At 66.0% G+C, this 23138-nt stretch carries 19 protein-coding genes; all 19 read right to left on the bottom strand.

Annotated elements, in window-relative coordinates:
- Position 1: 1 nt before the first annotated feature.
- The 19 genes from HZB53_06260 to HZB53_06170 all read right to left on the bottom strand — a co-directional run bounded on the left by HZB53_06260 (position 2) and on the right by HZB53_06170 (position 22726).
- Entirely contained in the window at positions 2 to 2107 is a 2106-nt protein-coding gene (locus HZB53_06260; protein MBI5877233.1) for a hypothetical protein, read from the bottom strand.
- A 38-nt stretch (positions 2108 to 2145) separates the two neighbouring features.
- Complete coding sequence (locus HZB53_06255) at positions 2146 to 4179, bottom strand: hypothetical protein (protein ID MBI5877232.1); 2034 nt, start codon at positions 4177 to 4179, stop codon at positions 2146 to 2148.
- 16 nt (positions 4180 to 4195) lie between these two features.
- A complete protein-coding gene (locus HZB53_06250; GenBank protein ID MBI5877231.1) occupies positions 4196 to 6763 on the bottom strand; it encodes a hypothetical protein in 2568 nt (855 codons plus the stop codon).
- Positions 6764 to 6831: 68 nt separating this feature from the next.
- On the bottom strand, positions 6832 to 9036 hold the full coding sequence (locus HZB53_06245; protein MBI5877230.1) for a hypothetical protein: 2205 nt from the start codon (positions 9034 to 9036) through the stop codon (positions 6832 to 6834).
- A 6-nt stretch (positions 9037 to 9042) separates the two neighbouring features.
- Positions 9043 to 11052, bottom strand: a complete 2010-nt coding sequence (locus HZB53_06240; protein MBI5877229.1) for a putative baseplate assembly protein — start codon at positions 11050 to 11052, stop codon at positions 9043 to 9045.
- An 8-nt stretch (positions 11053 to 11060) separates the two neighbouring features.
- Positions 11061 to 11501 carry a GPW/gp25 family protein gene (locus HZB53_06235; protein ID MBI5877228.1) on the bottom strand — a complete coding sequence of 147 codons (441 nt, stop codon included), beginning with the start codon at positions 11499 to 11501 and terminating at the stop codon, positions 11061 to 11063.
- Complete coding sequence (locus HZB53_06230; protein MBI5877227.1) at positions 11501 to 12274, bottom strand: hypothetical protein; 774 nt, start codon at positions 12272 to 12274, stop codon at positions 11501 to 11503. The genes HZB53_06235 and HZB53_06230 overlap by 1 nt, the downstream gene beginning before the upstream one ends.
- A gap of 6 nt (positions 12275 to 12280) precedes the next feature.
- The gene (locus tag HZB53_06225; GenBank protein ID MBI5877226.1) at positions 12281 to 12832 is read right to left on the bottom strand and encodes a hypothetical protein; all 552 of its coding nucleotides are present in this window, start codon (positions 12830 to 12832) and stop codon (positions 12281 to 12283) included.
- On the bottom strand, positions 12810 to 13082 hold the full coding sequence (locus HZB53_06220) for a hypothetical protein (protein MBI5877225.1): 273 nt from the start codon (positions 13080 to 13082) through the stop codon (positions 12810 to 12812). Before HZB53_06220 ends, HZB53_06225 begins: the two co-directional genes overlap by 23 nt.
- On the bottom strand, positions 13079 to 14335 hold the full coding sequence (locus HZB53_06215) for a phage late control D family protein (protein MBI5877224.1): 1257 nt from the start codon (positions 14333 to 14335) through the stop codon (positions 13079 to 13081). Before HZB53_06215 ends, HZB53_06220 begins: the two co-directional genes overlap by 4 nt.
- An 11-nt stretch (positions 14336 to 14346) precedes the next feature.
- Entirely contained in the window at positions 14347 to 15054 is a 708-nt protein-coding gene (locus HZB53_06210; GenBank protein MBI5877223.1) for a LysM peptidoglycan-binding domain-containing protein, read from the bottom strand.
- A gap of 2 nt (positions 15055 to 15056) precedes the next feature.
- Positions 15057 to 15263, bottom strand: coding sequence for a hypothetical protein (locus HZB53_06205; GenBank protein ID MBI5877222.1), 207 nt, complete (start codon positions 15261 to 15263; stop codon positions 15057 to 15059).
- Positions 15264 to 15303: 40 nt separating this feature from the next.
- Positions 15304 to 15837: a phage tail protein gene (locus HZB53_06200; GenBank protein MBI5877221.1), complete on the bottom strand. Its 534-nt coding sequence runs from the start codon at positions 15835 to 15837 to the stop codon at positions 15304 to 15306.
- Complete coding sequence (locus HZB53_06195) at positions 15834 to 18299, bottom strand: phage tail sheath family protein (protein MBI5877220.1); 2466 nt, start codon at positions 18297 to 18299, stop codon at positions 15834 to 15836. Before HZB53_06195 ends, HZB53_06200 begins: the two co-directional genes overlap by 4 nt.
- A gap of 6 nt (positions 18300 to 18305) precedes the next feature.
- Positions 18306 to 18743, bottom strand: coding sequence for a phage tail protein (locus HZB53_06190; GenBank protein ID MBI5877219.1), 438 nt, complete (start codon positions 18741 to 18743; stop codon positions 18306 to 18308).
- Between the two features lie 44 nt (positions 18744 to 18787).
- Positions 18788 to 20899: a phage tail sheath subtilisin-like domain-containing protein gene (locus HZB53_06185; GenBank protein MBI5877218.1), complete on the bottom strand. Its 2112-nt coding sequence runs from the start codon at positions 20897 to 20899 to the stop codon at positions 18788 to 18790.
- A gap of 29 nt (positions 20900 to 20928) precedes the next feature.
- Entirely contained in the window at positions 20929 to 21732 is an 804-nt protein-coding gene (locus tag HZB53_06180; protein MBI5877217.1) for a hypothetical protein, read from the bottom strand.
- A 4-nt stretch (positions 21733 to 21736) separates the two neighbouring features.
- Positions 21737 to 22330 (bottom strand): DUF4255 domain-containing protein, encoded by a 594-nt coding sequence (locus HZB53_06175; protein MBI5877216.1) that lies wholly within the window; start codon positions 22328 to 22330, stop codon positions 21737 to 21739.
- 123 nt (positions 22331 to 22453) lie between these two features.
- Positions 22454 to 22726 (bottom strand): hypothetical protein, encoded by a 273-nt coding sequence (locus HZB53_06170; protein ID MBI5877215.1) that lies wholly within the window; start codon positions 22724 to 22726, stop codon positions 22454 to 22456.
- Positions 22727 to 23138: the final 412 nt, after the last annotated feature.

The following is a 23138-nucleotide window of genomic DNA, read 5'->3' as shown; positions in this document are numbered from 1 at the left end:
TCTACTTCGCCGCAAACCAGTCCAGTTGCAGGTTCTGCGCCCACCCGCCGGCGGCATCCACGCGCTTGATGCGGACCGTGAACTGCGTGGTTGCGACGGCCGTGGTGGTGACCGCAAATACGTCGGCGTTTGACCCGCGCGCCGTCGCGATGACGTTGGGCGCGGTTGTAAACGCCGCCGTGAACGGTATGCTGATCTGTTTTTCGTTCGTCGCGCTGCTGCCCACCGTCGCCCGGCCGGTGTCCAGTTGGGCGAACGTACTGCCCCCGCCGACGCGAAACGTGCCGTCCACGTCCAGCTTGGCGTTCGGCGTCGTGGTGCCAATGCCCACGTTGCCGCCGAACGGGTTAATGTACGTGGGCTGGTTCGACCCCGCGCCGTTCAGATAGAGCGGCGCGCCGTGGCTTTCCAGATCGAGCGCGCTGCCGTCGGCGCGCATGTCCAGCGTGCGCGTGCCGTCCACCGATTCCAGCCGGATGCGGTCGCCTTTAACGTGCAGTCGGGTAGCCGGCGCGCCCACACCGACACCGAGCTGGCCTGAGACGCTCAGCGTGCCGGCCTGATTGAGCTTCATCAGCAGGCTGCCGCCCGCGCCCGCGTCGCCACGGGTGGGGCTTTCGACGCCGCCTCTGAACCAGCACACGTCCGCGCCGGTCCGAAAATACAGCGTTGAGTCCTGCACTCCAATGCCGTAGCTCGTCTGCCACAGGTTGAGCATCTGGCGCACGGTCGCGCCAAAATGAAGCCGCCCCTGGTTGTCGAGTCGCATCTGCAGCACGCCGTTGTCGCTGCTGTTCAGGTCATCGGCATGCTTGCCGCCACGATACCAGCGGTACTCGGAGTCGCTGCGCAGATAGAGCGTGCCGGATTGAACGCCCAGCCCGTAGTTGGTTCTCCACAGGTTCACCATCTGGCGCGTCTGCGCGCCGAAATCCAGCGAACCCGTTACGATCTCGACGTGATCGTTGGCCTTTACAGCCAGCACGGCCTTCTCGCCGGTGCCGCTGTTGGGCCCGACGGTCAGCCGCGTTTTGGCCGACGGCTTGTCATCGGCAGCCGAATCGTCATTGCCGAGATGGATGTGCACGTCGTTCACGGTCAGATCGGGCGAACTGCGCCGCCTGATCCATAACGGCACTTTGTCCTCGTCGCTGTTGGGCGCAGGCCCGTTCGCCGTCTGGAACGACAGCTTGCCGCCCCACAGGAACACGTCATCTCGGGCCACAAGGCGTCCGTCCACGCGCAGGCGTCCTTCGATTTGCGCCAGTTCCTGCGCATCGGGGTCGAAGACAAGCGCAGTGCCCTGCTTGCTCAGCGGCCGCGCACGGTGGCGCAACGTGATGCCGCCGGCGGGCGCGTAGAGCGTTTCGGCCACCGCGCCGATATACCGGCGGTCTTCGTTCAGCCGCTCATCGGTCGACTTCAGAAAGCGCGACTTCTGGCCGTCCCAGTTCACGCTGCCCAGCTTGATCAACCAGCGCGGGTCGGCATCCTCGTCCGACGGCAGTTCCTGAAACGGCGCCGAACTGTCTTCCGGCACATAGCGAACCTTAACCGGTGGCGGCGCGGCTTGCTCCGGCTTGGTCGTGTCATACGGCGGCGGCGTTGCCGGCTCGGTCTCGACGCCGTCGATGACGACGCCGGGCGGCACCGCGCTGCCCGGTTCGGGCGCGATGAACAACGCGCCGCTTTCCTGCCAGCGCCGCGACTGGTCAAACTCGCTGCCGTCGTCGGCGGCGCAGAGTCCGTACCCGAAGCGCGGCGGCAGGGCCGTCTGGTCGCGAAAGCCGATCCAGACTTCCTGGTACCCCACCGCCGCCGTGAAGTTGAACTGCGCTGCGTCGAGCTTGAGCGGCGAGAGCAGCACAATCTCCCGGCCATACCCGTCGATCGCCATGCCCGGCTGCACAAACACGTCGTACTCGTCGGTCGTGCCCTCTTTCAGTGCCTGGAGTAAGCGCAAACCGGTGACAATGCCCCACGTATGGTGCGCCAGATTGTGCCGCCGGCGCATGTCGCGGTGATAGCTCTGCTCGGCCTGAAAATCCTCGGCGCCCAGAAACTGGCGCTGGTAGTATCGCGGGCGCTCGATGCTGTTGGTTGCCATGCTCATCTCCGCTCTGCCTGAAGTCGCGCGGCCGCCGCCTACGCCGCGCCGGACCCGCGCGCGCGCCGCAGGCGCTGCAGATCGGCGCGCAGCTCGGCCATGTCGTTCTTCAGCGCATCCACCTCGGCCTGTCGGTCGGCCAGTTTTTCGTCTGCATCGTACGGCGCGAAACCGGCCACCCGCCCTTCCAATGTATACATGACCACCGTGTCGCCACGGCCGGCGGCCGTCGCTGTCAGGTTGGCGCGGGCCAGCGCGTCGGACGATGCGACTTCGCGCGCGACCACCCGCACGCCCGCGTCCTTCAGTGTCGCGTGCGCCAGGTCAGGCGATCGCTGGCGCAAACTGTCCAGATCCACGTCCGCGCCGAGCCGCCAGTCGGGCAGCGGCGCGCCGCCGATGCGCCGTCGCAACTGCGATGCCCACTGCTGCGGGGCGGCCATGTGATCCGCGAACAGCATCGCGCGCAGCGAACCGTCCGGATCCAGCGACTTGAACAGCTCGTCGAGCTGGTTGATGAATGGGGACGTGTCGTCGCCGGCGTCCGCGCCGGCGCCCCCGCCCGCCGTGGACAGCATGGCCGCGCGCGCGATCGGCCGTGCAGCCGGTTGGGCGGCCGGCTGCGCGGTCGGCTTGCGCGCCGGCCGTTTCGCCAGCAGGTCGGTGCAGCAGATGTTCTTCACCAACTGCTCCAGCACCGGCACGATCGGCACCGCGGACAGCCAGTAGCTCATGGCCGGGAAACTTCCGGCGTAGCGCCGGCAGCCGAAATCGCAGATCGATACGATGCGGTCGTTCTTGAGCGTGACACACGCCAGGATCACACGGTCATCGCACGGGTTCTCAGGACACGGCGGCATCAGGTTCTGGCAAACGCAGTCCAGCGCGTACTGCACGATCAGCGCCAGCAGGGCGTGGGTGCTCACCGTGCTCTTGGACACGTAGCTGGCCGACGTTTCGCCGCCGGCAATTTCATGAATCGACACCAGCTTCAACTGGTCGCCCAGGCTGCAACGTACGTTCAGCGGATTCTGCGTGTATAGTTGGAGGACCGCCTGATACAGCGACTGCTGCGCGTTGTAGATGTGTACCGCGTTATACTGAATCTTGCCCTTGCCGCCCGCCAGCACGTACGCCAGCGGCGCGACCGTCTGCAGGCCGGTGCGCTTGAGCACGAACTGGGCGATGGACTTCAGGCAGTCGCTCACGCGCTTGAACAGCGTATTATCAAGGTCGGCGCATTTCAGCGAATCGACCAGCCAGCCGCCCAGCGCCAGCGCCGCCGGCGCGACGTCGCCCAGCGCCGCGCGGCCCAGCCCGACGGTCCGGATCGGCGGCAGGCGCGGGATCGGCGTCGTCTGGGGCAGGCAGCAGTCCGCCGACTCCACGACGTCGAAGCGGTAGGTTTCGCATACGCGCGTCGGCTCACAAGCGATGGATGGCAGCGCGGACCGTCGCGCTCCGGCCGCGCCGGTCGCCGTATTGCCGCAACCGCACGTCCCTTTGGCGTTGCCGCCGCAACTGCATGTCTTGGCCGGCGGGTTACGCAGCGGCGTAACGGGGCGGCAGTCCTGCTCCTCAAAGCGGATCGCCAGGCACCACTGCTCTTCTTTGTCGTCGCAGTTCGCTTTGCCGGCCGGCTTGATCGGGTCGCACGGCGCGGCGCGTTTGCGCCGCGCTTCGCGGCACGCCTTGATCATCTCGAGCAGCGGCACATCCTGCTCGTCAGGCGCCAGGATGTCGTTCCCGCACGGGTCCAGCGCGTAGCCGGGATGCACGGTCACGTAGCCGTCGCACTCGCTGCACGCCACCTGCAGGCCGCACACGACGCCCCAGCCGTGCAGGTAGCGATTGTGCAGGCGGTTCTTCGCCTTCACATAGTCCAGCGTGCCGTTCAACTCGGCCTCGGTCAGCAGTTGCCCGGCAAAGTGGCGCGGGTAGTTGAGATTCTGCAACCCGTCGCAGACGCCGCACGTGCAGGGGTCGGCGCTGCCGCAGCCGCAGCCGGACGGCGACTTGGCGGCCGGCTGCGCGCGGCTTGCGCCGGGCCGTGATTTATAGGCTACACCCATGGTGGCCCTCCGTTTATCAGACTTCGAGTGTGAACCAGCTTTCAAACAGACCGCCCTGAATGCCGACCGGCGACGCGGCGGGGCGATCGCCGCTCATCAACTGCGCACGTACATACTCCGCATCGATGGCACGGCCCTGTTTGTCGAGCACAAAGTCGCCGCGCAGCGAAACCCAGAATTCCAGCGGCTTCTCCATGCGGCGCAGCAACTCGCGGATGCGGTCCAGCACCTTGAACTCCTCATCGAACAGGAACGCAACCGCCGGCACGAGTGGCGTGCCTATCTCGGCCGCGTCGGTGATCACGTCGCCGTTGCGGCCCGTCACCGTCACGCCGATCACACGGCCGACGAGCGGACAGCGGCAGACGAACATGCCGCGCAGATTGTCGCTGGCATCCGGGTGCTCCGCCGCCACCTGAAAGACATGGCGGCCGTCCACTGATTTCACATCAACCAGATCGCTGAATTCGATGACCATGCCCGGCACGGTCCGCCCACTACTCAGTCGCACGGCCGCAAGTTTGGCCGTCGTGTTATGCGCCCAACTCAACGCCCGGATGCGCGTCAGCCCGGCTTCCAGCCCGACGCCGGGCGCGCCGTCCGCGCCGTCCGCACCGTCGCAACCCTCGGCGATGGACAGCACGAGCGTGCGTTTGCCCGCGATGACCTGCACGCTGGCGCTGCTGACGCCGTGCACACCTTGCACGCATGGATTGAACGTGACCTTGACGTCGTCGATGCCCTCGCCGGGTTTTCCAGGCTCGCCCGGCTTGCCCTGCTCGCCGACGCTTCCCGGCCCTCCCTTGCGCGCCATCAGACACTCGACCGCTTCGGCGATTAGTTCCGTGCTGGGCAACAACTTGCGGTCGCTGATATTGTCGATCCGGTTCTCCTCCAGCTTGTCATCCCAATGATAATCGGCGATGGTGGCCAGCACGATACAATCGTCGTCAGGACACGCCGGGCAGGCGTCCAACGCCTTCAGGAAGATATCTTCACAGTCGTCTTGCTCAACATCCAGGACCGTCACACCGCCCGCGCCTGGGGCGCCTTCAAATGTCGCCAGCGCGCGCGCTGCGTTGCCGACCAGCAGAAGGTGCTGCGGTTTGCTGCCGGTGCGCTCGCTGACTCCCAGCGCGTCGGACGGCTTGCCGCTCGCAATCGCGTGGGCGTCCACGGCCTGCACGCTGCCCTGGCCGCTCGCGTCCTGGGTCAGCACAATCGCCCAGCGCCCGCCGGCCGTCGCCGCGATATCGACCGGCGTGTCGGTCAACGCCGGTGATGCGCCCAGCGAACGGATCGGCGTGGCCGAGCCGGGCTTCAACCCGAAGACGTTCACGGTCTTCGCCGGGGCATCGACCACAAACAGCGTGAGCGGGTCGCTGGTCTGCGCGAGCGCCATGGCCGCCGGCGCCAGGCCGGCAACGCCGTAGTTGACGTCGGTGATGGCGCCCAGGTTGGCCGCCTTCAGCATGCTGACCGCCGTCGCGCCCGCCACGATCAGCCAATCGTCGACGCCATCCGACGCGATGCCCATGCCGATCGGCCCCGCAGCCACGTTCTTGGCGGTGCCGCCCGTTGCATCGACCGGCGTGCCGGCCGGGTCATCCCAGGCCAGCAGTTGCTGGTTCGCCGTCCCGGTGCGCAGAGCGAACAATCGCCCGCCGGCGGTTCCTGCATTCGATGCCAGTATCCGCAGGCCATTCACCGCGCCGCTGATGCCCGTGGCGACCGTCTTGCGCGGAGCCATGAAATTGGTGGTGTCGTAGGCCACGATATCGGCCTGGCCCCCCGATTTGTCGATCGCCAGGTACAGCCAGCGACCGTCGGGCGCCAGCGTCATGTCCAGCGCGCGGCCGCCGATCACCACCGGGTTTGACGAGGGACTGAGGTCGCGCTCGTTCAGCGGGCCGTCCGCAGCATCATAGACATGTAGCAGCGCTGCAGCGTCCGACGTTAGCACGTAGAGGCGTTTCTGCGCCTCGTCGTAAGCCATCCATCGCGCATTGGCGATCTGCGTCGTCGCACTCCAGCGCAACCGCAACCCTTCCGGCACGGCGGGCGCGTGGGGCGGATCCACGCGCAGGCTCAAGTCGAAGCTCTCCAGCACGCGATTGGGCTGGCACGTGTCGCCGTCGCAGTTGCAGTCGTCGAACAGCACCGGCACGTCCTCGGTGGGGCATTCGTGGTAGTGCAGGCAGACTTGCAGTGTGTGCTCGGCCGTCTTGGGCGGCTCCGCGATGTCCGGGTGCTCCGCTTGCCACCAGGCCAGGAACGGGGTGCGCACGTCGAACAACTGCTCGCGCTCGATCAACACCTCGCGCCCGCAGCAATCGATCGCGGTGCCCGGCTCGATCACGACGTACTGCTGGCGGCAATTCGGGTTGGGGTGTGGCTTCACGCGCAGGCCGCACACGGTGCCCCAGCCGTGCAGCCTCTGGTTGTGCCGCCGATCTTTGCCGATGAAGAAGCGCTGCTCGTCGGTGAAGTCGCGCGCAACCAGCAGCTTCATGTCGAAATAATTGTTGCGCGCCAGTTGCGGCACGTCGCATTCCACGCACCAGCCGTCGGTCCGGCGCGGCATCAGCTCCGTACGGTTCTTGTCACATCCACAGGCCATAGATGGCTCCCTTCATCCCGTGATGGCGCATGTCAGTCTAACCGCGTGGTCGCACCGATGCGCGCCTGGCGGCCGAGCCGCATGGTCGGGCGCGTCGCCTCATCGCGCGACGGCCCCATGACCGCATCGACGCCCAGTCGCCCCGATCCGCCGTCCTCGCCCTGGCCTTCGCCCGTCACGGTCACGCCGGCCGGGTAACGACCGATTACGGTATCCAGCCCCAGGTAAGCCTGTCCATCCAATCGGAAACGCGGAGTGGACGCGCGCACATACGCCTGCGTGTGCGCCGGTTTGGATACTTCCACGATCCGGTTGAGCGCCAGTCGCGCGGCCGCCGCTGCGGAATCGTCGGCGCCGCCCATCGGCTGCACGACCGTGAATTGGTGGGCGTACACGTGGAACGGGTCTCGCCACGGATCGCCGGTGTCGATCAATTGGAACTCGCCGACGCGGGCCAGTCCGTCCAGTTGCAGCCGCCGCACAATCGCCTGCCCGTACAGCACCGACGAATCGCCCAACCGCGCCTGATCGACGAACAACCAGCGTCGCAGCTTGAAGTGCTCAAGGATGCGTGGCTCCGCGCCGAAGTACAATTGCAGGTGCAGCCGCAAGCCTGCGGCGGTGCCGCGCAGCGCATACACACGGTGAGCGTTTTTCAGCAGGGCGCGTTTGCGGCTTGCGGGCAGGCGCCGATCCAGCACCAGATCCAGCCAGCCGGCCAGCCAGCCCAGAAAATCGTGCCGGGCGTCGGGCGAGGCCGGCGCCGCCAGCGGGTCGAAGATGCGCTCCAATCTGTCGAGTGTTTGCCCGATGCCGTCCTGGATGCGGCCGACGATGGACAGGTAGCGATTGAGGAAATCGCGCCCGAGTGCGTCTTCGCTGTACGCGGCCGGCAGGGACTGCAGCGGCGTCTGGCGCGGATAATGCACCCGGATCCGCTCGACGCGCGGCGTATCCGTGCCGTCGCTCATGAATACGAGCCGCAGCCAGAGGTAGCGGCCGGGCGCGCTCAATATCAAGCAGTCCCAATCGCCTTGCTCTTGCTGCACCATCTGCATGGTCGCCCAGCGTGATTCGGGCAGTGCGTCCAAATCGGCTGCCGAGCGGGGCGACTCCGATGTGAACGTATCCACGCGCAGGCGCGTGCCGAACGGGGCCTGCATCCGCAACTCCACCCGATGCCACTCGCACTGGTACAGCTCGCTGTCCAACGCCTCGGTTATGTAGACGCCTTCTTCGTCATAGCCCGCGGCCGGCTCTAGGAAACGCACGCAGCGGTCTTTGCCATCTCCCACCAGCAAGTCGCCGGTGGCGCTGAACGCCAGCGACGGGCAATGCGCCAACACGCCGCGCGCGGGGCTGGCCTGCGGCCGCGGCGGCCACGCGCCGCAGTCTGCACGGCCCTCGCACACCGCGAATACGCGCTGCGCGATGCGATCGCTAATGTAGATCGTCCCGCGCTCGTCGACCGCGAGTGCCATCGGGCAGAACTCGCCCTGAATCTCGGCCGGTTTGGTCACGCGGCGCAGGAACTTGCCGTCCACATCAAGCACGACGACGAAATCCTGCCCGTCCTGAATGACGTAGATTCGGCCCGCCCGATCGACCGCGAGGTGCAGCGGTTTCTGCAGCGCGGGCTGGCCCGGCCCGGCCCCGTCGTACGCCGTGCGCCAGCGCCCGTTGCGGTCGAACACATGGATCAGACCATTGTCGTAGTCGCAGACGAGCACGCGTCCGTCGGGCGCGACGGCGACGGCGACCGGCAGCCATGGCTGGTTCAGACGCGCGGGTCGCGGCGACGACCAGATCTGTCTCAGCACCAGATCCTTGAGCGCAAAGACCTGCACGCGCCGGTTGCCCGTATCGGCGACGTACAGGTCGCCGCACGGTGCAATCGCGATTCCGCGCGGGTCCTGCATCCGGCGGGGGTCGGTCCCCGCTCCGCCCACGCAGGGCAGCACGTCAAACCGTTCCGCGCACGGATCGTAGCGCTTGATCTGCTGTGCCGGAGCGTCGAGGATGTAGATGCGCCCTTCAGCATCCAGCGCCAGGCTGGTCGGCATCGTCAACCCGCCGAAGCTGCCGCCGGCATCCACCAACGCGCGCCCGGTACCCGGTCGCCGGCGCAGCCCCAACGTCGTGCGCCCGGTGCCGGCATCGGCCGCCGGCTCGACATGGTCGAGTATGGAGGCGCGCCAGCCGCTGCGTTGGTCAAGGTGATAGAACTCGCCAGACATTGGGCCTCAAGCACCGTACGTTACGGTCAGATCGTGGCCGGTCGAATAGGGCAGCGCGCCGGGTTCGATCGCCACGTCGCGGCAGAACTCGCCGCGCACATCGTCCACGATCATGAGTAGTTGGTTGTTCTGGATACGATCCACCTGGGGGGTCTCCAGAATCACGCGATACACGTCGGAATAGAAGATGTGCCGGCCGAATTCCCAGCCGTCGCCATATTTGCCGCCTTTCAGCGGGTGAAAATAGATCGTCAGGCGCTGCTCGAGCGCCGCCTTGACTTCGGCCAGGTCCGCTTCCGGGCGGGCGACGACGTCGGCCTGTATCTTCACCTTGTGATACGTTGGCGGCACCACGCACACCTCGCTGGTCAGCAGCCGCGCCCGGTTCAGATGGGCGCACACCGCCGCAATCGTCGCGGCATTCGGTGTGGGGTTGGGCGCTTCGCTGTCCGGCACCACGATCACGCTGACCACGCCGGGCACCGGCACGCCGGGGAAGCGCGGGTGCGCCAGCGGCATGGCCTTGGCGCGCAGCACGCGCGCCCCCGGTGCGGCGAGCGCCAGCGTCTCGAAATCTTCCGCGGTCACCGCGCGCCCCTTGCTCTTCAGTTCACGCGGCGCGCGCAGCTTGGCCGCCTCCACCGTCTCCTCGTCGCTGCCTCCTGCGGCCGGGCGCAGGTTGCTGGCACTCTCCACATTGCGCACAAATGTCTGCAAGCCCTTGATCGCGCCGGCCGCCACATTGCCCTGCTTGCCTCCGCCGTAGCGATACTCGCGTGCGATGATGCTGTCGAACGCGTGGTTGGGGTTGGCGCTCGGGATGCGCCCGTGCTCGCCGTCGCCAAAAGCGATATCGCCCGTCGTGCGGTTCAGCGTGTAGTGCGGATCGTCCGGACCCGAGGCGAGAAAGTCCGGCACTTCCTGCCACACCTGAAAGTCGTCGATGCTTTCGGCGACTTCCAGCCGCACGCTCGTGATACGCACACGCTTGCCGTCCGCGCCGGTCGCGTCCTCCGGGCGTGCGCGCGCAATGACCGGTGTGTGGGCGAGTCGCAGGCGCTGATTGGGCCGCCCATCGCTGCCGCCCACCACCTCGTCGCGCACGGTCACGCCCTGCGTCGCTCCCACGCTGTTGATAATGATCGAATCGACGCGCGGCGCGCGCTCGTACTGCTGGTCTACGACCCGGCAACGAAGCCAGTACAGCGGCGCCGGCACATTGCCAATGGTGTCTTTGCGCGCGTTCACACCGGGGCCGCGCACTTGGATACGGCCGCTCTGCGTGAACGCGCGCGTGCCGTCGCGATCGAGACTCAACGCACTCCAACGGCGGCCGTCCCAGAACTCCCAGACCAGCGTCGCCGGCGCCGGCAGCACGTCCAATCCCGCGTCGCACGGCTGGGATTCGGCGTTGCGCACCGGCTGCGCCAGATAGACCGTCAACGTGATCCGGTCTTTGGTGAACGGCAGCGGCGAGTCAAATCCGAGCGCCAGCGCATTGCCCGCCCGCACGTTGGCGCCGAACGGGAAGTACGTCTGGCTGTCGGCGTTGTTCTTGGTCGTCTCAACAGAGTAACCATAGCCGTCGAAGCTCTGCACGGCAGCCAATGTGGCGCCCAGCGCGATGAGCGCCTCATCCGTCTCGAAGATCACCGGGCCATCGCCGCCGCCATCGTCCGCACTGGCGGCCACCTGCGTGCCCTTGGGGACGATGACGGTATCCACGTCTTTGCGCGCCAGCCGGAAGGTCAGGTCCGCGGCAGCCGGCAGGGCCGGGTTAAGCTCGATGCCGAGCAGTTGCAGGAACTTGATGTAGTTGCGCTCCGGCACCTGGTTCAGCCGGTACAACGTCATCTCGGTCATCCACGCGAATAGCTGCAGCAGGGTGATGCCTGGATCGCTGTCGTTCAAGTCGGTCCACTCGCGCGTGTAGCGCGGTATGAGCGACTTGGCCTCGCTGAGGATTTGCGCGTAATCGCGATCGTCCAGGATGGGTGCGTTTGCCAGCAATGCCATGGGTCACCTCAGGCGGACAACCGGGGCGCTTGCTCCGCGCCCGCGACCGCTCCGTCGTTGCGGCCTTCGCGGATGAAGAACGGATAGACCAGGTTAGTGAACGCATTGGTGGCGCGCACGCGATAGTCGATGGCGATCAATAGCAAGTTCTCCTCCGGCGCGCTGACGCGAACATTCACCACGTCGATGCGCGGCTCCCAGTTGGCCAGCGCCTGCCGCACCGATTGGGCCAGCGCGCCGCGCGTGCCGGGATCGTTGGGCGCAAACACAAGATTGTGGATGCCGCAGCCAAAGCCGGGCAGCATCTGTCGTTCGCCGGGCGCCGTGCTCAGGATGATCCAAATCGCCTCGGTGATATCCTGCTCGCCGGACGCATAGGACAACCCGCCGCGCGCATTGACGCGCACGGGGAAGCGCCAGCCCTTGCCGGTGAATGCGCGCTCGGCCATTAGCCGCACCCTCCCAGCGCATCGGTCGCGATCTGAATGGCGTCGGCCACGCCGGTCAGCGAGACGATGACGCCTTCGATCGCCTGCACGTCGCTCGGGTTGCCCAGCGCCGGCAGGCTCACGTTGATGGCCGGCACCTGCGCCAGTTCCATTACCGGCGAGACCATGCTCAGCAGGGCGAACACCGGCTCCATGGCGGACATGGCGCTGGCGGCGGCCTGGCCGGCATTGTCCTGCGAGCACTGCAGCGCGGCCACCAGGTCGGTGTTGCCGGCCGCCTGCGCCGCCTGCAACTGCAAGCCCAGCCCGCCGACCATCTGCTTGATCATCTTGAGTTGGCTGATAAAGCAGCGCAGCACATTGAGAATCAGACACAGGATGTCGCGAATAAACGGCCCCAGGCTGGCGGGCGGCGCGATGACCATCGCCAGGCACGGCGCCAGTTTGCCCGCCGCCTTGATAAAGTCGGATATGGCGCTGGGCGGGGGGAACGGCAGGCCCTTAACGATTTTAATGAGCGGCCCGATGATGCCCAGGATCTTCAGGATGCAGTCCATATTGGCCAGCAGCGGCGCGATCTGCAGCATCAGGCTGAACGTGAGGGCGCAGTCGGTCGGCACGCCGCGCGACATGTCGGTAAAGGCGTTGAGCGAGCCGCCCGTTGGCAGCGTGATCTTCAACGGCGTCGGCTTGGGCAAGCTCATGTCGACGCAGGCCGGGATGTTGAGTTTCTCGGCGAGGGTGGACTCGACCGCAATATCGATCTTAGCCATGATCACTCACAGGGGATTGCCGCCTGGTTGAACGACACGCGAGCCTCCCGATGGCCGCAGGATTATCGATGCACCTTCCAGCACCAGCACGCCTTCGGCGTGAATCGTGACCACACCGTTGGCCATCGTGATCAGATTGCCGTTGGCGTCCTGGATGATCAGCGCGCCCTTGTCGCCGCTGTCGGGCGTGCTGTCCAGCATGCGTATGGCATGGCCGTTCACCGAACGGATCATGCGCTCGCGCACACTGCCGCTGGGCGGGGCGTCGACGCCATTCCAGGTGAACCCGATCACGAACATGTGGTCGACGCGGCCGCGGTCGCAGGCCACCAGCACTTCGTCGCCCACTTCGGGCATGAAATACGCGCCGCGCCCGCCGCCCGCCATCGGCGCCGCCACGGGCGCCCAGTAGGCCTGGTTGCGCCCGCCCATCCAGGTAAACTCGACCTGCACGCAGCCCGGGTAGTTTGGGTCTCCGACGGCTTTGACCGTCCCGCTCATCACGCCGTACTGGTCGTTCATGTCGGTTCCCACGTCACATGATCTCCAGCCGGCCATCGAGCGCCGTGCCCCCGCTTGCGACGTGAACGCGAAAGAAATCCGTGCCGTCGTGCTCGCGCAGGTAGCCGATGATGCCTTCACTGATGGCGACGCAGAATAGACGCCGCCCGCGCTTGCCGTCGTCGTCCGCGTCGGGCGGCGGCGACTGGCGCAGCATAGCGTCTTCGATGTAGCGCGCCATGCAGTCGGCATCCACAAAATCGTCGCTGACGCCTTCGGGGAAGAGGCGGCCGGGATTCAGGCTCATGACAGGTCTCCGGTGCGCCGCGCCGAGAACGTGGTGCGATAGCCTTGATCGTTGATGGTGTGGGTGGTCTCGGTGATAAAGTACCGCCCGTCGAACATGCCGGCCGACTGGGTGCTGACGCTCTCGCCGGTGCGCCGCGCGCCGAAGCCCAACACCACGATGGTGCTGCCTGCACGCAAGTCGGGCAGGCCGACGGTTGCGCCCTGCGCGGTGATCAGTCGCCGCGCCTGGTCTTGCAGTATGCGTTTGGCCTGGTCTTCGGCTTCGCGCTGGGTAAACACCGGCATTTCCACGACCTCCTCGCGCCCGTTAATGGCTCGCGCGATGCGCGTGCTCCAGTCCGCATTACAACTGGCGTCGGTCACAAACTCGGCCTTGCCCTCGATGGGGGCTTTGGCCCGGCGATCCCATCCGCGCACCGTTACGGAGCTGACCTGATTGGCAGTCTGCAGCGTGGGCCGGAATGAAACCAGCGTCTTGCCCCATTCCAACTCGTAGGTCACCGCCTTCTGGCTTTCCGCCCGCCCGAAGATCAGTTTGGCCGGGCGCTCGTTGCCCTGCGCGTCGCGCTCGAGTTCCAGCCGCAGATCGTAACCGCGCCGCCGCGCGCGCTGCAACAGGAACACGATGTCGTACTGGTTCTGCATGAACACGAACTCCTCGGGCATTTCCTCGCTGGCGTTGGGCGTCTCCACCGGGATACCCAGGCCGGGCGCGGTCTTCGAAACCGGCTGCTGCCCCATCCAGCGCGCGATGGCGCTGTCGGTCCATTCCTCGGGTTTGGCCCAGGAGTACGTGTGCTGCGCCTTGCGCAGGCCGTGCAGGATGTTCAAGCCGCCGACGGTGAGCGTCGGGCTGCCCGTTTCCGGGAAATTGGGCTGCAGCGTGGTGATCTCCCCGACCAGCATGCGCCGCTGATGGTTGAGGTATCCCATCGTCACGTCAACTCGTTTGCCCGGCATGAACAGTTCACGCACATTCACGGCCGGCCCCTGGGCCGCCGGTCCGGACTGGCGCGGAGCAATCGGCGGCTCGTACTTGAAGCGCTGTTCGAGCGCATCCCAGTTGTTGACCGTGAGCTCGAACGAGTCGACCTCCTCCAGTTTGTCCCGGTAGGTCAGTTGCATGACATCCTGCACGACGTCCTTGGGCAGGTGGTGGCCCTCGATCTTGACCTGGAAGAACGGCACATAGAATGTCTCGCGTTCGCCGCGCTCGGTGCGCTCGCGGTAGATTGGAATCGCCTGACTCATCGTCGTGCCGCCTATCGCGTCGGAGGGATTTCCAGCACCATGCCCGGCGTCAGGGCCAGCGGGTTGTCCAATCGGTTGTGATCGGCGATCGGCCGCCACTGGCGCGGGTCGCCGTATACGTCGTCGGCGATGCGGCTGAGCGTGTCGCCGCGCTGGACCACGTGCACTCGGGTGTGGTCGGGTGAGAGCAGGTTGAGCTGCGTGATCTGCTGCTCCAGCGTCTTGTATTCGCGCAACTGAACCGACAGCGTTGCGCGGATCGGCACGCCGTTGGGGTTGAACATCGTGAAGCGCTGCCGCACCTGATCCACGATGCAGACGAACCCGCTGACGCGGGAGACGTTCTGGCTCGCCCATTGGCCCTGCATGTGCGAACCGGGGAACTCGCCAACGCCCCATTCGAACCGGCAGATCGGAATGGCGTGCGTTTCGCGGTCGATCTTGATCAGCTTGTAGAACTCGTCGGTCAATTCGGTCACCGGCTTGGCATCGACGCCGGTGCCGTCGTCGGTCGTGTCAAAGAACAGCTCCAGCGCCAGCGTCTCGCTCTGCCCGCGCACAAATTGCAGGATGGGCGCATCGAGCCCGGGGATGGCGATCTCGGCGACCTGCGCATTCTTCGCCAGTGTGAACTCGGTGGGATTGAACTTCACCCGGATCGGCGCGCCGACCGGCTCGAAGCGGCGATTCAAGCGGCGGAATTGGGCGATCTGCGGCACGGCTAGCGCCCCCTCGACGCGCCGGACGCGCGCACCGACGCGCCCGCGCGCAGTTCGCGCCCCGACTCCATGTCGGACTGCTGCTGCATCTGTGCAAGAAAGCGCGCGACGAACTCGCTGAACAACTGCTCTTTGATCTGCGGGTTGAGCATCACCTGCGAGTCCATCAGCCGCAGGGTTGTATTGACTTCACTGACTTCCACATCCATGGCAGTCCGTCTCCTTCCAGCCTGTTGCGACTCCGCCCGGCTATTGCAGCGCCGTGACAATGTTCGCCACGGCCTCTACCAACTTGCCGCCGACCGACGATACCAGCTTGAGTCCCTCGTGCGCGATTTCGAGTTCCTCGAAGGCGATCTGCCCCTGCATCGCGTTGAGCGCCGGCCCGCTCCACTTCACCGGAATGCCGCGCGTGAACTTCCAGACCCGCACGGCCGTCTGCTCGTCGTCGCGCAGGGAGATGATGCCGTCGCGGCGCTTGCCGCGTCCTTCCACAAAGCCGGTGCACCACTCCCATAAGTCGTTGGAGTAAGCCACGCCGCGCTTCAATCGGAGGTTGGCCCACGTGATACGCGACGGGAATTTGCGAACGGCTTGATTCTCGCCGCCCTGCCGGTATTCTTCCGGCGTCATGACCATCTCAAGCCCGCTGCACTCGCTGAAACCCGCCTGCGGCTCCACGCCAATGGCGACTGCGATGGTGCTCAGCGCCGTCGTCGAATCGATCAGGGTCACCGTGAAGTTGTAGGCTCTGACCGGATCTTTCCGCGTGCCGATGCTCACGTCACCGCCCCCGACAGGTCATACACGCCCATTTCGGCCAGTTCGAGCGTGTCGGCCGTCTTGCCGATGCGCACGACCACAAACTCTGCCGGGCGCGTGGGTGCTACGCCCACATCGACGATCAGGCGGCCGAGATCGTCCAGCCCGGGCGGATTGTTGGTATCGTCACACGTTACGAAGAATGCCTCTTCGGCCACGCGTCCGTTCAGCGCGCCCTTCTGCCACAGCGTTTCCAGGAAGCTGCTGATCGCGACGACCAGGTTGTGGCGCAAGTCAAGATTGTTGGGCTCGAAGACCGCCCACTGCACGCCCGACTCGACCGCTTCTTCGATCATCAGCATGAGGCGCCGCACGTTGACGAAACGCCACGCCGGGTCGCTGCTCACGGTGCGTGCCCCGTAGAGGCGCAGCCCGCGCCCGGCCAGCGTGCGAATGCAATTGATGCCCATGGGGTTCAGGACGGCCTGCTCGGCGGCGTTTATGTCGGCCGTCGCCGTCTGCGCCCAGCGCACTTCTTCGTTTGCGGGCGCCTTGTGCACGCCGTATGCAAGGTCGGAGCGCGCAAAAATGCCGGCCACGGCGCCGCTGGCGGGCACGCGGCGCACCGCGTCGCCGCGCAGCCGCAACGGATCGAGCACCATGAGCCAGGGGTAGTACAACGCCGCGAACGTCGATTCAAAGCGGCGGCGCCAGCTCTGCGCCTCGCCGGCATCGTCGATCGGGCGTTCGGCGGGTGGCGTGTCCAGCAGGGCGATGCGATCGTGCATCGCCTCGCAGTGCAGCACCATCGCCTGCTGAACGCGCTCGATCTCGCTGAGACTAAAACCGTGCACGCGCTCGACCCAGCGCGGTTCGGGCGGCTCGGCGGCGGGCGGGTTGGGTTCGTCCAGCGCGCATTCGTCCACCGGGGGCGGGGTGGGGCGCAGCACCTGAACGGGCGGCGCGGGGCGCAGCATCACGTCGGGCGCGGCCACCATCGACACGTCATCCACGGTCTCCAGCGTGCGCAGGCCGCTGCGCGTGCCTTCGTTTTCTGCTCCAATGAAGTCGACCGGCCGGACTGCGGCGATGCCGTCGCGCCCCCCGCGCAGGATCAGTCGCCCGTTGAGCATGTTCGGGGCGCGCTGGTCGGGCAGATCGCCCGCGTAGTCGGCCGGGGCGTGCGGCCAGTTCTCGTCCCGGATGCGGATCAGGCGGGATGCGCTGTTGACGATCTGCTCGGCATGGTTCTTGCGGCCTGTGCGCCGCTCGTCGGCCGCGCTGAACGCGCGTCCCGGGAAACTGCGCCCAGGATCGGGCAGCAGCGTGAGTCCGGCGAACTGCTCGCGCAACTGGCCGTTCAGGTACACGCTCAGGCTAAACGTCACCGTCTCGAACGCGATCGGGCGTGCGCCCGTCTGGGCCGCCATGAGATCGTAGGCCGCAGGCAGCGGCGCATCCCATGTGATGCGGCCGCGCGCCGCATCAACGCCCCGCGGCGCTACGGCCCGATAGGAAACGACCGGCGCGGGCGGCACGCTGCCGTCGTCCTGCGAGATGCGCACGAGCGCGCCGTCCAGAAACCCGGCGATACTGCTGACGGCCGACGTGTCCGCGCTCTGAATCGCCGTGCGCGTGCGCGTGGCGGCGCTGCTGCTTCGACCGATCCGTACGCGCAGATCATTGCCCCACACCCCAGGGCTGCTGGCGCTGATGGTCAACGACACGCGGCCGTTCTCGCCCAGCGCCGAAACTGCGGCCGACCCGGCCCCGGTTGCCAGGCTGATCGGCCGGCTCAGATCGTAATATGTGGGCAAGGGGCTTTCCCAGAACAGTTGCGTGCCCGACACGCGCGCGAGCAAATGGTCGCTCTGGTGGTTTACGGCCAGGGTGAACGCGCGGCTGAGGTCGAGCACCGTGTCCAGCGGCTGGTCCCAGATGATGCGCAGCGACGCCGCGTCCAATCCGGCGACGCGCCGCCACAGCCGCAGCGTACCGCCAACCTGCGTCTGCGTGATCTCGACGAGTGCGCCCTGGGGGAACCCGGATACGTCAGCCACTGGTGTGTCCGCGTGGCTTGTACTTGCGCCGCCGGCCACGACCTGCTGGCGCGTCTGCGATGCCGTCACTATGGCGCCAGGGGCAAAGCCGGATACGTCCAATAGCTGCGATGAGGCGCGCTCGGCCGGCTGAGGGCCGCTGGTGGTCGTTGTGGCCGGCGGGGCGGCCACACGCACGATAAAACACTCGCGCCCCCCATTCTCGAAGAAGCTTTTGACTGCGTAGGCCAGGTACGCCGGCGCAATGAAGTCGCCGAACACCGTCTGAAACTGCTGCCACGAGCGGACGCGCGTGGGCGTGTGCAGCGGACCGCGCTCGGCCAGGCCGATCAACGCGGCGATGTCCGTGCGCAGCGGCGAGATGCCCTTGCGGCTCTCGTCGGCCCATTCAAAATACACTCCCGGCGTCAGGTAGGTCGGCATGGGTGCTTATACCAGTTCCACGCGCTCCACACAGATTTCAATGGCCTCGATGGCGACGTCGTTGCTCGTGGCGTTCATGGACGGGCCTTCCCATTTGCTGATCCAGCCGTTCTCAAACTTCCAGCGCATCACTTCCTTGTGCTCTTCGTCCTGCAGGACAATGGCCCCGTCGCGCCGGTCGGCTTTGCCGTTCAGAATGTTCTTGTACCAGTTCCAGAGATCCTTGCTGTCGGTCATTCCGCGTTTGAGGCTGATGTTGTTGAAGTGGCGCATGGCCGTCAGTTTGCGCGGGTGCAGCGGCTTATCGGTGCCTTCGCGGTATTCGACCGGATCGGTCGTGAAGCTCAGTCCGCTGCACTCGCGAAAACCGGCCACGGAACTGTTGTCGATCTGCACTTGAAAGTTGAACCCGCGAAACGGGTCTTTGCGTTCTCCGGTTGCCATGGCTGACTCCTCAAGGTGTGGGGCCGTCCGCCTGCGCGGCGGCGCTAGGCCTCTTCGATGGTCGCGCCGCCCGGTTTCTGGCCGATGCGGATAATGACGAATTCGGCCGGCTTGACGGGCGCTACGCCGATCTCCATGATCAGCCGGCCGTTGTCGATATCGTCCTGCGTCATGGTGCTGTAGTCGCAGCGCACATAGAACGCCTGCTCCGGTGTCGCGCCCATCAGCGCCCCGTCGCGCCAGACGCGGGTGAGAAACAACTCCACGCTCTGCCGCACGCGCGCCCAGAGCGGCTCGTCATTGGGCTCAAAGACCACCCACTGCGTGCCCTCGTCCAGCGACTCTTCGAGGAAGATAAACAGGCGCCGCACGGGCACGTACTTCCAGAGCGTGTCGGCCGTCAGGCAGCGCGCGCCGTACACGCGGTAGCCGCGCCGGTCCGCGCGGAAGTCGCGCAGGACATTGATGTTCAGCGGGTTCAGGATGTCGTGCTCGCCGCGGTTGATGGTGAGCTCAAGGCCGTTGATGCCAAAGATCACCGTATTGGCCGGCGCTTTGTGCACGCCGCGCTCGTCGTCGGTGCGGGCGTAGATGCCGATCATGTGCCCGCTGGGCGGCACGGCGCGCTCGCCGTCGGTGAGCGGGTCGTCGACCACGAGGCGCGGATAATACAGCGCGGCGTATTTGGTGTCGAACAGGCCGCGCTGGCTCTGGATGTCGTCGAGATCGGGCGGCTTGTCGCCCGCCTTTGGCCGGGGGTCCAGCACCGCAAAGCGCTCCTTCAACCGCTCGCACTGCTCGATCATGGCGTTCTGCACCGACTGCGTGGTGATGCCCGGCACGGCCAGGATACTGACCTGGTCGATGTCCTCCAGCGCCTTCAAGCCAGTGCGGTTGCCGGGGCCATTGTCCACGCCTTTGTAATCGGCGTCGGTCGGGGCCGCGGCGCCGTTATTGCCTCCGGTCAGCGTGAAGCGCAAACCGTCCGGCGCCGACGGGTACAGGAACGGGTGTGTGCCGGCGGGCAGCGCCGCGGTATCGATCTCGATCAGCGTCGATGAACCGTTGATCACGTTTGCGAAGTACTTGCCGGTCACATTTTCCAGCGTCAGTCCGCCGAACTGCTCGGTGACACCGCCATACGTGGCGCTGAGTTTGAACTCGCATACCGAGAGCACCGTCGTAGTGGCGGGGGCCTGCGGTGCGATGGCTGCGGCGTTCAGAGCGGCGCCGTCCAGCGTGACCACATTGCCGAGGACCGCTAAGACTTTGCGGTAGCGTTTCTCATCGCCGCGGTCGATCTCCACCCACGCCCCCACATAGAAGCCGGCCGGCGTTTTCAGCACCAGTTGGTTGTCGGGCGGGCCGGCCAGGATGCCGCCGCTGACGGAGGTGTCCAGCTCGGCGCGCGCGGCGGTGCTGTGCTCGGCCTGCACCGACAGGCTGTCGCCCCAGGCGCCCTGGGAGCGCGCCCGCACGACGAAGCTGTTGGGGCGGGCGGCGACCGGCGAACCCAGCGCGGTGACCAGCCCCACCGACGCGGCCGGCGCCGTGGCCAGCGTGCCCACGTCGCTGAACACCGAGGTCAGCCGCGCGTCGAATTCTGCCGGACCGGCCGGCGCGATGCCGATGTTGGCCGAGACGGTCACTTCGTTGCTGGCGCGGTTCAACCCGCCGGCGACAATGGTCAGGTCCGCGGATTCATAGGTAATCCCGTCCTTGACCATGCGCAAGCGGAGTTTCGATCCGGCGCTCAGACCGCGCAGGCTCAGCAGCTTGAGTTTGGCCTGTCCCACGGCGGCGTTCTCGCCGGGTTTGAGCCGCGTGACCAGACCGCCGCTGCTGGTGCGATTCGACTTGGCCGCGCTGGCCGGCATAACGCGCATGATATACGCGCGCTGACCGCCGTTGGTGAAAAAGCCTTCAACGGCGTAGGGCAGGTAGTTGTGCCCGGCAAAGGTCGCTCCAAAGTCGAAATAGTCTCCGAACTTGCGCCGGAAATCCGCGAAACTGGTCACGAGCGCCGGCAGCCCGACGGTCGGGCCGCGCAGCGTCATGCCGACAAATCCGGCCGTACTGGTGCTGACCCCTTCTATCGGCCTGGTGCCTCGATCGACTTCCTCAACATACACGCCGGGGGCCAAATATTCTGGCATTTCACACGCTCCTTAACTGGGGCTCTGTGTCAAAGCGCAAAATCGACCCGATTCACGGGTTGTCCGTAGTTCACCGCGTACTCAGTGGTCTGGGTTTGGGGCCCGCTGTCGCAGCGCAGGCTGAAACCGGCCACGCCGCCGATGCCGCGCATCCGGTAGTAGCCGTCCGCGTCGGAGAGCGCGCCCACATCGATCTGCTCACTCTGAACGCCGTCGCTGACCTCCACCCGCGTCGCGGCCAGCGCGCTATTCAGCACCAGCACCGCCACGCCCGCCTCAACGGTCTGCACCAGCGTCTGCGTGGCGCCCGTCGGGGGCACGGGCGAAACGCTGGCGCCAGCGAGGTAACGATTGGCCAGCGGCGTGCGCAAGATCAGCGCGTGCTGCGATGCCGCATCCTGGGCCGTTACCAAGGCGCCGGCTATTGGCGCCTGCGCGCCCGTCGCCTGGTTCACGCGGCCAGCCAGCAGTACCGGGTTCGGGCGCAAGCGCACCGGCGCGACGGCAATCGGAAACGGCGCGGCGGCCGGCAGTACGATAGCCACGGTCTGATCGGCGTAACCTTGAGAGCGGAATGTGGCCTGCACGGTGTCGGTCTGCGTGTCGTGCTTGGGAAAGGCATGCTCAGCATGTGCGGCCAGACAGAACAAACCGTCGCCCAACACTTTGGCTGCAACATCGTTGCGATCGAGGCTGACGAACGCTGCTTGTGTCAGCGCACGGCCGGACACCGCATCGAACAGTTGGCCGTGCGCGACGACGCGGTAGACAAGCGTGACGTCATCCACCACCGTGTATATGAGGCCGTGCGCCGTGGTCGTGTGCCGTCCCATGCCGTCAACTCACCGTAAGGATCTGGGTGACTTGAGTTTCGCGTGTCAAAACCGGGCTTTCCTGAATTGACGGCCGCGGCGAATCCACCGTGACCAACTGCACTTGATATGACAGCGAGAGCTGGTACGATTCCATTAATGCCGCCCAGACGCGGGTCAGTTCCTCCAGGCTTAGGGTTTCGAGCATGAGCCGAAACTCCTCGCCGCTGCCGGCCAGTGCGCCTCGCAGCGCCGCGCCGCGCAGGATGGCGCTGTCGCTGAACAACTGCACCACGCGCCCCAGCAACGCCTGCTCGTCTTCCGGCTTCTGCATGAGCGGCGTCACCAGGAAATGCAGATCGAGCGGCACCGGGTAGTGCGAGACCTGCGTCGGCGAGATGCGGCGTGGCGGCGCATTCAGCAGGTCTGCATTGCGCCCAATTCGGTACAGCCACAACGATACGCCGGTCTTGTTGCTTAGGCTCTGCCGCATCTCTTTGGGAGAGAGCAGGTACACGGGCACGCCGGTCAACTGCGGCTCGGCGCTGGCCGTGATGCCGGCTTTCAACACGTCAAGTAGGCTTTGACTGACCGCGCTGATGACCGTGAAGTCATTCATCCTTGCTGTCCAAAATCTGCGTTTGGCAACCACCGTGGCCGGCGATCAACGCTGGCACGAGTCCATGTTGCTCACCGTCCGGTGCCGACGTAGTGCGTCACTCAGCGCCCGTGTGGCCGGTGTTCAGTGCTTGCCGCGGTCCCAAAACGGCTGCTTTCGGCGCTTCAGCCAGTGGGCCAGGCTCAAACGGCTTTGGATGGCAACACCCATCTCCTGCAAGTAGGGCGTAATGAACTCCCCAATTTCCGTCAATGCCCGAAAATACCGCCGCTCGCCGCTCAAGACATGCGTGATGTAGCCGCGCCAGATCAGATTGCCGGAAGGTACCGCAGTGTCCTCGATCCAGATTTTCACGATGAACGACTCGGCGGGACGAGGCGCCTGGTCGTCGTCCATGTCGTTGGCGGCTGGGAAAGAGGTCAAGGTCGGCTCGCTTGGCTCTATGCCAAAGGTTGTCGACAGAATACCGCGTGCGCGACTTTCGCTGCGTCTCGGCAGCGTCTATGACGGCGTCTCAGAGGGGAGATAAGTTTGCGAGGGGCGATCCGCCGGCTTCCTATCTGTGTGACGCCGGCCGGGTGCTTGCAAAGACTACGTGTAATTGTTTACCACGTCTGCGGACGGGTATTCATTGCATGTCTGGCCAAGACAACCACGCGATAGCCGCATGCACGATGTTTCTGGCACGGCCCGTATTGAACTCTCAATTAAGAGCTTACCTGCAGTGCCTCGCCCCCTCATCCCCTGGCCCCTTCTCCCCCGCGTTGTGGGGGAGAAGGGGAATCGTTCTTGGGGAGGTGCGCGGCGG

It is taken from the genome of Chloroflexota bacterium, assembly GCA_016235055.1.
GTDB lineage: Bacteria > Chloroflexota > Anaerolineae > JACRMK01 > JACRMK01 > JACRMK01.
The sequence above is the reverse complement of the archived record's forward strand: the minus strand, read 5'-3'. Positions and strand labels throughout refer to the sequence as shown.